Consider the following 2,994-nt stretch of genomic DNA (forward strand, 5'->3'; position numbering starts at 1 on the left):
GGACGGGTGGGCAGGGGCGGGCGAGCCGACGCCGCTGGCGGCGGCACGGCCGGCTGGGCCGGCGCGGGCGGCGGGTCGAAGGTGGGCCGAGTGAAGTTCGTGGTCTCGTCCTCTCCGTGCGAACGGAACCAGACCGCCTCCATCTCCCGGAATATCGGGGCCTCGGCCCGCTGCTCGGGACGGGCCACCACGGGCGTCGCCGGGGTGGTCTCCACCGCCGGCGCCGCGGCGAGCGGCTGGTAGGCCGGAGGTGCGACCGGCTGGGCGGCCTCGACGCCCGGCGACCGCTTGGGCAGCGGGTCCAGCGCCGGGTACGCCACCGTCGGCCCGCCGGCCGACCAGCCCGCCCCGGAGACCGGGGCCGGCGTTGCCGGAGGCGCCGGGACCGCCGGCAACGTGCCGGTCGCCCCGCCCAGCTGTACGGCGGGAGTGGTGTCCCGCGCCTCGGCGGGCGCCTGCCACCTGGCGGGCGGGGCGGTGGTCGCCCCGCGCCACCCGTCGGCGAGCGTCGCGGTGGCGGCGCCCCGGCCGGCGCCGGCAAGCGCGTCGGCGACGCCGACCTGGCTCAGCGGTGACTGCTCGACGGCCAGCGGCTGGCGCGGCCGGGTCAGCGGGGCCTGACCACGGTTGGCCGGCAGCACCACTGTCGAGTTCGGCAGCGTGACCTGGGCGACAGTGCCGCCCTCGACGTTGCGGCGCAGCTCGACCCGGATCCCGTACCGGGAGGCGAGCCGGCTCACCACGGCCAGACCCATCAGCCGGAACGCTGCCACGTCGACGGTCGGCGGCGCGGCCAGTCGCCGGTTGAGCGAGTCGAGCTGTTCGTCGCTGAGGCCGAGCCCCCGGTCCTCGATCTGGATCAGCACGTAGTCGCGGATCCGGCGGCCGTCGGCCACCACCGAGGTGTTCGGCGGCGAGAACCGGGTGGCGTTGTCGAGCAGCTCCGCGACCAGCCGGACGACGTCGTTGACGGCGTGGGCGGCCACCGAGATGTCGGTGTCGACGGTGCCGAACTCGATCCGGTTGTAGAGCTCCACCTCGGACTGCGCGGCGCGCAGCACGTCGACCAGGAGCGCGTCGTCGCGACGCGGCACCGCCGAGTCGGCACCGGCGAGCACCAGCAGGTTCTCGTCGTTGCGGCGCATCCGGGTGGCCAGGTGGTCCAGCTCGAACAGCTGCGCGAGACGCTTCGGGTCCTCCTCGGACCGCTCGATCGCGTCCAGCTCGCCGATCATGCGGTCGACCAGGCTCTGCGAGCGGCGGGCCAGGTTGAGGAACATCGCCGAGACGCTCGTGCGCAGCGCGGCCTGCTCGGCCGCCACCCGCACCGCCTCCCGGTGGACCACGTTGAAGGCGACGGCCACCTGGCCGACCTCGTCGCGGTTGGTCAGCTTGATCGGGTCCCGGACCTGCTGGACGATCTCGTCCACGCCGCCGTCGCCGATGGCGTTGACGTTCTGCAGCCGGCTCACCGCGTCCGGCAGGTCGTGGTTCGCCACCGCGAGCGCGCCCTCACGCAGCCGGCGCAGCGAGTCGTTCAGCGACCGGGCGAGCACCACGGCGAGCGTCACCGCGACGGCCAGCGTGATCAGCACCAGCAGGCCCTCCACGACCGCCTGCTGGATCACGTCGGCGCGTACCTCGTCGGCGTCGGCGAGCAGGTCGTCCAGGAGCTGGATCTCCGCCCACCGCATCAGCTCGTCGACCGCGCCGATGGCGTCGGACGCCTCCTGGCGGGTGACGAGCGCGGGACGCCCGACCGAGCGGGACAGGTCGGCGGCGACCCGGTCGGCGAGCTGGACCGCGTCACCGGACACGGTGCGGTCCACCAGGGCCCGCTGGGCCGGCGTCGCGGACCGGGAGAACGTGAGCAGCGCCTCCTGCTGACCGGTCAGGGTGGCCACGAAGGAGGAGAACTGCTCCTCGTCGATCCGGCCGGCGCCGAGCGCGGTGAAGGCGACCGCCTGCTCCTCGGCCACCTCGGCCTTGGCGTGGGCGAACGCGGCCACCGCGCGGCGGGCGTCGGCCAGGCTCTCCGCGCCCGGCTGCTGGGCCAGCGCGTCGCTGTACGCGACCAGGTCGTCCAGGACGATGCCGTAGCGCAGGCTGGCCTCGGCCACCGGCATCTGCGACCGGTCCAGCACCTCCTGGCGCGTGCCGTTCAGCGTGGACAGGTGGGCGTCGATGACCTTGAGCTGGCTGCTCACAGCGCCCGGCACGTCGCCGAGGCGGCGCCGCTCCTCCTGGTACGCCGCGATCCGCTCGTCGGTCTGGCGCACCCGCAGGTTGTACGCGTCCGGCTTCTCGTCCGGCTTGGCCAGGAAGACCGCCGCGGCCATCCGCTCCTTGTGGAGGTCCTGGGTGAGCGCCGAGATGTCGACCGACACGGCCGTCAGCGACCGGACCCGGTCCGCCTCGTACGCGCCCTGCCCCACCGAGACGAGTCGGATAGTTGCCAGTGCGATGACAGCCGCGACCGGAACGACCAGGATGAGGGCGAGTTTCGAGCGGATCCGCGCGTCGCGCAGCCTCGGCAGGCGCCGTCGCCGGTTCCGCTGTTCGGCGTTGGGGCTCCCGGGCAGGGTCGTAGGTCCGGTGCTCACGACATCGCCTCCGTCGTTTCTTCCACGCGCGACCCACTGACCCGTGCCTGGTGCAGCGGCCAGCGCCACGCGCGGCACGGCCGCGATTTCATCAGACGAGATCGTGTTTGGGAAGCCGCAGGGAGGCAGGAAACGGTCGGGGTCGGCGCAACCCGTGATCCGATCACCTAATACCTTCTTTTCTCCAACCCCCTGATCAGGGGATGTCACTCCAGAGTGGTCACACGCTTCTGTGCAGTAATTGTCAGTTAATGTTCCGTGTCCCCAGCATGTGGGATGGCTGTCCCGAAACAGCACTCGAGATCCCGGCTTGACCACAGGCCCCGGCATTGGCAAGGTTTTGCAGGCTTCGCGCACACCGTACGGCACACCAATCCCGTTCCTCCACTGA

Annotated in this window: 1 protein-coding gene; it reads right to left on the reverse strand. The window is 72.6% G+C overall.

What is annotated here, in order from left to right:
- On the reverse strand, positions 1–2,603 hold a 2,603-nt coding region (locus KBX39_RS27560), incomplete at its 3' end, for a sensor histidine kinase (RefSeq protein WP_210873274.1).
- Positions 2,604–2,994: the final 391 nt, after the last annotated feature.

Origin of the sequence: Micromonospora sp. D75 (assembly GCF_018070405.1) — a bacterium.
Classification (GTDB): Bacteria; Actinomycetota; Actinomycetes; order Mycobacteriales; family Micromonosporaceae; genus Micromonospora; species Micromonospora chalcea.